The organism is Pseudomonas sp. IPO3774 (assembly GCF_013386835.1).
Taxonomy (GTDB): domain Bacteria; phylum Pseudomonadota; class Gammaproteobacteria; order Pseudomonadales; family Pseudomonadaceae; genus Aquipseudomonas.
In genome coordinates this window covers 136,500-143,921 of sequence record NZ_JACAQY010000036.1, presented here as the reverse complement: position 1 = coordinate 143,921, position 7,422 = coordinate 136,500, and the positions used below count along the sequence as shown (strand labels likewise).

The 7,422-nt window shown below is 61.1% G+C and carries 5 protein-coding genes; 1 reads left to right on the top strand and 4 read right to left on the bottom strand.

All coding sequences use genetic code 11. The features are described from left to right. Window positions 1-417 precede the first annotated feature (417 nt). Window positions 418-627 (bottom strand): hypothetical protein, encoded by a 210-nt coding sequence (locus HYE77_RS20570; protein ID WP_017478782.1) that lies wholly within the window; start codon window positions 625-627, stop codon window positions 418-420. 319 nt (window positions 628-946) lie between these two features. Continuing rightward, window positions 947-2,143: an amino acid aminotransferase gene (locus HYE77_RS20565; RefSeq protein WP_177069234.1), complete on the bottom strand. Its 1,197-nt coding sequence runs from the start codon at window positions 2,141-2,143 to the stop codon at window positions 947-949. Window positions 2,144-2,486: 343 nt separating this feature from the next. On the opposite strand from HYE77_RS20565, the gene uvrB reads away from it, so the two are divergent. After that, window positions 2,487-4,502 carry an excinuclease ABC subunit UvrB gene (gene uvrB, locus HYE77_RS20560; protein ID WP_003214470.1) on the top strand — a complete coding sequence of 672 codons (2,016 nt, stop codon included), beginning with the start codon at window positions 2,487-2,489 and terminating at the stop codon, window positions 4,500-4,502. A 238-nt stretch (window positions 4,503-4,740) separates the two neighbouring features. Here the strand turns inward: uvrB and HYE77_RS20555 are convergent, their stop codons facing one another. Then, entirely contained in the window at window positions 4,741-6,291 is a 1,551-nt protein-coding gene (locus HYE77_RS20555) for an MDR family MFS transporter (protein ID WP_008438772.1), read from the bottom strand. Next, window positions 6,281-7,327: an HlyD family secretion protein gene (locus HYE77_RS20550; protein WP_008438770.1), complete on the bottom strand. Its 1,047-nt coding sequence runs from the start codon at window positions 7,325-7,327 to the stop codon at window positions 6,281-6,283. Before HYE77_RS20550 ends, HYE77_RS20555 begins: the two co-directional genes overlap by 11 nt. Window positions 7,328-7,422 lie beyond the last annotated feature (95 nt).

Below are 7,422 nucleotides of genomic sequence, written 5' to 3'. Positions count from 1 at the left end.
TGATCTTTGTCAGCCGCCAAACTGCAGGGGGACTGCTTGGATCGAGTTGAACCAGCCACACGAGCGCGGACTGAAGGCGGGAGTAGACCCCCTGTGGGAGCTGTCGAGCTTCAGCGAGGCTGCGATGACGTCGGCACAGTCGACATTGAGGGTGCCTGACCCACCGCTATCGCGGCCTCGCTGAAGCTCGACGGCTCCCACATTTGGTCTTTGTCAGCCGCCAAATTGCAGGGGGACTGCTTGGATCGAGTTGAACCAGCCACACGAGCGCGGACTGAAGGCGGGAGTAGATCCCCTGTGGGAGCTGTCGAGCTTCAGCGAGGCTGCGATGACGTCGGCACAGTCGACATTGAGGGTGCCTGACCCACCGCTATCGCGGCCTCGCTAAAGCTCGACGGCCCCCACATTTGATCTTTGTCAGCCGCCGAACTGGAAGGTGCCCATGGCCAGCTTGGCCATCAGGGCGCCGGCGCCCAGTTGCACCAGCCATAAGGCCAAACCACCGAGGAATACGCCGAGCGCGACTTGCAGCACCAGGCTTTTCTGGCGCTTGGCGGGTGGTGGGCGCGGGGTGAAGTGGTCCAGTTCGTCGCGGTCGGCACGCAGGTCCAGGTCGTCGTTTCTCATAGGCTACTCAAGGAAGGGGACTGTCTTGCTGTCAGTCTAGGGGCAGCGGACTGAAAGCAGCGAATTTTTAGGGGGGATGCACTCATCTATTGAAGCAATCTGCTCACCCTGTGGCGAGGGAGCTTGCTCCCGCTGGGGCGCGAAGCGGCCCCCATTCAGGCACCGCATTCATTCAGAAAGTTCACGGTGGCAGGTTTTTGGGGCCGCTGCGCAGCCCAACGGGGGACAAGCCCCCTCGCCACAGGTTCGGTGTTCACAAAAGAATGTTGCAGTAAAAAGGGGAAGCCACCGGCTTCCCCTTTTTTGTATCACAACAGGCTTACAGCACCTGAACGATGGCCTTGGTCACGGCATCAATGTTGTTCTGGTTCAACGCCGCCACACAGATACGGCCGGTATCCAACGCATAGATGCCAAACTCGCTGCGCAGGCGTGTCACTTGTTCAACGCTCAGGCCGGAGTAGGAGAACATCCCGCGCTGGCGACCGACGAAGCTGAAGTCGTGGCCCGGAGCAGCCTTGGCCAGGTCAGCCACCATCTGCTCGCGCATGCCGCGAATGCGCAGGCGCATTTCCGCCAGTTCCGCTTCCCACTGGGCGCGCAGCTCAGGGTTGTTCAGCACCGCTGCCACGATCGCCGCGCCGTGGGTCGGCGGGTTGGAGTAGTTGGTGCGGATCACACGCTTGACCTGGGACAGGATGCGCGCGCTTTCTTCCTTGGAGTCGGTGACGATGGACAGGGCGCCCACGCGCTCGCCGTACAGCGAGAACGACTTGGAGAACGAGCTGGACACAAAGAAAGTCAGGCCCGACTCGGCGAACAGGCGCACCGCAGCGGCGTCTTCGTCGATGCCGTCGCCAAAGCCCTGGTAGGCCATGTCGAGGAACGGCACGAGGTTTTTCGCCTTGACCACGTCCAGCACTTGTTGCCAGTCGGCCGGGCTCAGGTCGACGCCGGTCGGGTTGTGGCAGCAGGCGTGCAGCACGACGATGGACTGTGGCGGCAGGGCGTTGAGGTCTTCCAGCAGGCCGGCGCGGTTTACGTCGTGGGTGGCGGCGTCGTAGTAACGATAGGTTTGCACCGGGAAGCCGGCTTTTTCGAACAGCGCCTGGTGGTTTTCCCAGCTCGGGTCGCTGATGGCGACGACGGCGTTGGGCAGCAGTTGCTTGAGGAAGTCAGCGCCGATTTTCAGGGCGCCGGTGCCGCCGACCGCTTGGGCGGTGATAACGCGGCCGGAGCTGATCAGCGGCGATTGCGCGCCGAACAGCAGCTTTTGCACGGCCTGGTCGTAGGCAACAATACCGTCGATCGGCAAGTAGCCACGGGCGGCGTGTTGCGCCACGCGAATGGCTTCCGCTTCGGCAACGGCACGCAAGAGTGGAATCTTCCCCTCCTCGTTGCAGTAAACGCCCACGCCAAGGTTGACCTTGGTGGTTCGGGTATCGGCGTTGAATGCTTCGTTGAGGCCCAGGATTGGATCGCGTGGTGCCATTTCGACAGCGGAGAACAGGCTCATTTTTGCGGCAGCTCTATAGAGAGTGGAGGGACGTGTCGCGCTCCAGCCGAATGCACTAGAGCGGTGCACAAACGGGGAGCTAGTATAGAGGCCATCACTGCTCACGGCGACAGCCGAAACGGCTTTTCGGCCAAGTTTTTCGGTTTATTTACCGACCGTTAGTCTTATTGCAACATGGGTGACCAACGGCATGTAGGACGATTGCCTTGAAACCCGTCACATTCGCCTCCACTTCTACAGCTATCATGGTTTTTTCCTGCAACCTGCGCCGAACAGTCGCGGGTTGCGGTCTTTTTCGTCCCCGTTGCTGTTTCCGGCCCCGGGGTGACTCAAGAGGTACGTTATGTCGGATTTCCAGCTAGTCACCCGTTTCGAGCCTGCCGGCGATCAACCGGAAGCCATCCGCCTGATGGTCGAAGGCATTGAGGCCGGCCTCGCGCACCAGACCTTGCTCGGCGTGACCGGCTCCGGCAAGACTTTCAGCATCGCCAACGTGATCGCCCAGGTGAACCGCCCGACCCTGGTGCTGGCGCCGAACAAGACCCTGGCCGCGCAGTTGTATGGCGAGTTCAAGGCGTTCTTCCCGAACAACGCGGTGGAGTACTTCGTTTCCTACTACGACTACTACCAGCCGGAAGCCTACGTGCCGTCGTCCGACACCTTTATCGAGAAAGACGCCTCGATCAACGACCACATCGAGCAGATGCGGCTCTCGGCGACTAAGGCGCTGCTGGAACGTAAAGACGCGATCATCGTCACCACGGTGTCGTGCATCTATGGCTTGGGCAGCCCGGAAACCTATTTGAAGATGGTGCTGCACGTCGACCGCGGCGACAAACTCGACCAGCGCGAACTGTTGCGTCGCCTGACGAGCCTGCAATACACCCGCAACGACATAGACTTCGCCCGGGCGAGCTTCCGCGTGCGCGGCGATGTGATCGACATCTACCCGGCGGAATCCGACCTGGAAGCGATCCGCATCGAGCTGTTCGACGATGAAGTCGAGAGCCTGTCGGCCTTCGACCCGTTGACCGGCGAAGTGATCCGCAAGCTGCCGCGCTTCACCTTCTACCCGAAAAGCCACTACGTGACCCCGCGCGAAACCCTGATGGGCGCCATCGAGGGCATCAAGGCTGAGCTGGTGGAGCGCCTGGAATACCTGCGTTCCAACAACAAGCTGGTGGAAGCCCAGCGCCTGGAACAGCGCACCCGCTTCGACCTGGAGATGATCCTCGAACTGGGCTACTGCAACGGCATCGAAAACTACTCGCGCTACCTCTCGGGGCGTGAATCCGGGCAGGCGCCACCTACCTTGTTCGATTACCTGCCGGACGATGCCTTGCTGGTGATCGACGAGTCCCACGTCAGCGTGCCGCAGGTGGGCGCGATGTACAAAGGTGACCGTTCCCGTAAAGAGACCCTGGTGGAATACGGCTTCCGCCTGCCATCGGCGCTGGATAACCGGCCGATGCGTTTTGACGAGTTCGAAGGCATCAGCCCGCAGACGATTTTTGTCTCGGCCACGCCGGGTAACTACGAGGCCGAACATGCCGGGCGGGTAGTTGAGCAACTGGTGCGCCCGACCGGCCTGGTGGACCCGCAAATCGAAATCCGCCCAGCGTTGACCCAGGTGGATGACTTGCTCTCGGAAATCACCAAGCGCGTGGCCCTGGAAGAGCGGGTGCTGGTCACCACGCTGACCAAGCGCATGTCCGAAGACTTGACCGATTACCTGGCCGACCACGGCGTGCGCGTGCGTTATTTGCACTCGGACATCGACACCGTGGAGCGCGTGGAAATCATCCGCGACCTGCGCCTGGGCGCCTTTGATGTGCTGGTGGGGATCAACCTGCTGCGTGAAGGCCTGGATATGCCGGAAGTGTCCCTGGTGGCGATTCTGGATGCGGACAAGGAAGGCTTCCTGCGGTCTGAGCGTTCGTTGATCCAGACCATTGGCCGGGCGGCGCGCAACCTGAATGGCCGGGCGATTCTGTATGCGGACCGGATTACCGGTTCCATGGAGCGCGCGATTGGCGAGACCGAGCGTCGTCGCGACAAGCAGATTGCCTACAACCTGGAACATGGCATCACGCCGAAGGGCGTGTTCAAGGATGTGGCCGACATCATGGAAGGCGCGACCGTGCCGGGTTCGCGCAGCAAGAAGCGCAAGGGTATGGCCAAGGCTGCGGAGGAGAATGCCAAGTACGAAGCGGAATTGCGTTCGCCGAGCGAGATCACCAAGCGTATTCGCCAGCTGGAAGAGAAGATGTACCAGTTGGCGCGGGATCTGGAGTTTGAAGCGGCGGCGCAGATGCGCGATGAGATCGGCAAGTTGCGGGAGCGGTTACTGGCGGTCTGATGATCGTTCCCACGCTCTGCGTGGGAAAGCAGCCCGGGACGCTCTGCGTCCCAAGAGCGGACGCGGAGCGTCCAGTGAGGCATTCCCACGCAGAGCGTGGGAACGATCTTCAAGCTCTTTGTGGCGAGGGAGCTTGCTCCCGCTGGGCTGCGAAGCGGCCCCAAAATTCTGGGAGCGCTCCGCACTCCAGCGGGAGCAAGCTCCCTCGCCACAACAAGCTCCCTCGCCACAGGTTATTTCAGTGGGCTTCCCCAGCCTTAAGCCCCGCCGGCAACGCCTTGGTCAACAAGATCGCCACCATACTGATCCCCAACGCCAACCCTACAAAATGGAACGCATCGTTATAGGCCATGATCTGCGCCTGCTGATGCGCTATCTCACTCAACTTGCCCAACGCCGCCGTCTCACTGCCAAACGTCTCCGTCAGCCTGGCCATGCGCTCTGCCACCTGTGGATTGGTCGGCACAATCGCCTCACGCAGGTAATCAAAGTAGGTCTTGGTGCGCGCATCCAGCAGCGTCGCCAGCAACGCAATCCCGATCGCCCCGCCCAGGTTTCGCAAAATATTGAACAGGCTCGACGCCGACCCCGCGTCCTTCTGCATGATGTATGCCGTGGCAATCAACGAAATTGTCACCATGATCAACGGCTGCCCCAACGCACGGATGATCTGGATGCGGTTGAACTGGTCGCCGGCAAAGTCCGGGTTCAGCACCCCCGATGAAAAACTCGCCAACCCGAACAGCCCGAACCCCAGGGTGCACAGCCATTTGGGCGACACGTACTTCATCAGCTTGGGCACCAGCGGAATCAAAAACAGCTGCGGAACCCCCATCCACATGATCACTTCGCCGATTTGCAGGGCGTTGTAGTTCTGGATCTGCGCCAGGTACAGCGGCAGCAGATAAATCGAGCCATACAACCCCACGCCCATCCCCAGGCTCGAAATACTCGATAGCCCGAAATTACGATTGCCGAGGATGCGCAGGTTGATCAGCGGGTTGGGCTTGGACATCTGCACGATCACAAAGGTGATCAGGCTGAGCAGGGCGACAGTGCCCAAGCTGACAATCAGGCTGGATTCCAGCCAGTCCTTGCGATGGCCTTCTTCCAGAAACACCTGCAAACACCCAAGGCCCACGGCCATGGTGACAATGCCAAGATAGTCGGTGCTTTTGAGCAGGTCCCAGTTGGAGTCCTTTTTCTCCAGGCCGTACAGCAGCCCGGCGATCATGATCAGGCCCGGTGGGATGTTGATGTAGAAGATGTATTCCCAACCCCAGTTTTCCGTGAGCCAGCCGCCAATGGTCGGGCCGATGGATGGGGCGAAGGTGGCGGTCATGGCGAACATGGCCATGCCTTTGGCGCGGTGATGTTCGGGCAGCTTGATCAGCGTGAGGGTGAACGCCAGGGGGATCAGCGCGCCGCCGGTAAAGCCCTGCAGCGCGCGGAATACGATCATGCTTTCCAGGCTCCAGGCCATGGAGCACATCAGCGAGGCGATCAGGAACCCGCCCGAGACCCACACCGCCAGCCGACGCGCCGACAGCAGCTGCACCAGCCAGGCGGTGAGGGGGATCATGATGATTTCGGCCACAAGGTAGGAGGTGGAAATCCACGAACCTTCTTCCAGGGTGGCCGACAGCGCGCCCTGGATGTCCTTGAGGGACGAGTTGGTGATCTGGATGTCGAGCACTGCCATGAAGGCGCCGAGCATCACGCTCATGACTGCTATCCAGTCGCGCCGGCTCGGTTCGCCTACCGGCGGCAGCAGTTGATCACCGGCCATCATGCGGGTCTTGGATGTTCACTTTGACCGTCACCGACATGCCCGGGCGGATTTTGCCCTGCAGCGGGTTGTCGGTGGCGAAGGTCAGTTTGACCGGAATCCGTTGTACGACTTTGGTGAAGTTGCCCGTGGCATTGTCCGGCGGCAGCAGGCTGAATTGCGCGCCGGAAGCGCCGAACAGGTTGGCCACGCGGCCTTCGATTGGAGTATCGCTGTAGGCGTCGAATGTCAGCTCGGCTTTTTGCCCAGGCTGCATATGGCCGATCTGGGTTTCCTTGAAGTTGGCCTGCACCCAGATGTCCTGGTCCGGGACGATCGACAGCAGGTAGGCGCCGGCCTGTACGTATTGACCGTTGCGCGCGGCACGCTGGCCGATCAGGCCGCTGATGGGCGCGTGGATTTCGCTGCGGGTCAGGTTCAGTTCGGCCTGGGCCAGGTCAGTCCTGGCGTTGGCGATCATCGCGTCGAGGCGCTTGATCTCGGCGTTCAGGGCGTTGACCTGCTGGCGCTGGCCCTGCAGGTCGGCCTGGGCCATGGTCACCTGGGAGCGGGCGATGTGGTTGTCGGCGTCGAGGGTGGTGACCCGTTCTTCGGAGACATACCCGGGTTTGCGCAGGGTTTGTGCGCGGTTCAGGTCGATCTGCGAGCGGCCGAGGGTGGCCTGGCTGGACGAGACCTTGGCTGCACCGGCGGCGATCAGGCTGGCTTGCTGGGTCAGTTTGCTCTGGGCCTGCACGCGCTCGGCTTCGCGCATGGCCAGGGCGGCGTTGGCGCGGTCGACGGCGAGGTGGAAGTCGTCGCCTTCGAGCTTGACCAGCAGTTGGCCTTTTTCCACGTGCTCGTTGTCGCCCACCAGCACCTCGACGATGCGCGCACCCAGTTGGCTGGAGACCCGGGTGATCTCGCCCTGGACGTAGGCGTTGTCGGTGCTTTCATAAAAACGGCCCTTGAAGAACCACTGGGCGAAAAAGCCCCCGGCGATCAGGACCACGATAAACAGGAAGATAAACAGGCGGCGTTTGAGCGGGGCAGGCATGGCAATAATGTCGTCGACAAAAGGTAATGGAATATAGCCAGCGAACGGTCTGGCAAATAGCCATGTCGAGACTTGAGACCGGAGCTTGTCTCATA

Excerpts from the sequence above, each read along its gene's own strand:
- HYE77_RS20565 (WP_177069234.1), bottom strand. The coding sequence starts at position 2,143 with ATGAGCCTGTTCTCCGCTGTCGAAATGGCACCACGCGATCCAATCCTG.
- HYE77_RS20550 (WP_008438770.1), bottom strand. The coding sequence starts at position 7,327 with ATGCCTGCCCCGCTCAAACGCCGCCTGTTTATCTTCCTGTTTATCGTG.
- HYE77_RS20555 (WP_008438772.1), bottom strand. The coding sequence starts at position 6,291 with ATGGCCGGTGATCAACTGCTGCCGCCGGTAGGCGAACCGAGCCGGCGC.
- uvrB (WP_003214470.1), top strand. The coding sequence starts at position 2,487 with ATGTCGGATTTCCAGCTAGTCACCCGTTTCGAGCCTGCCGGCGATCAA.
- HYE77_RS20570 (WP_017478782.1), bottom strand. The coding sequence starts at position 627 with ATGAGAAACGACGACCTGGACCTGCGTGCCGACCGCGACGAACTGGAC.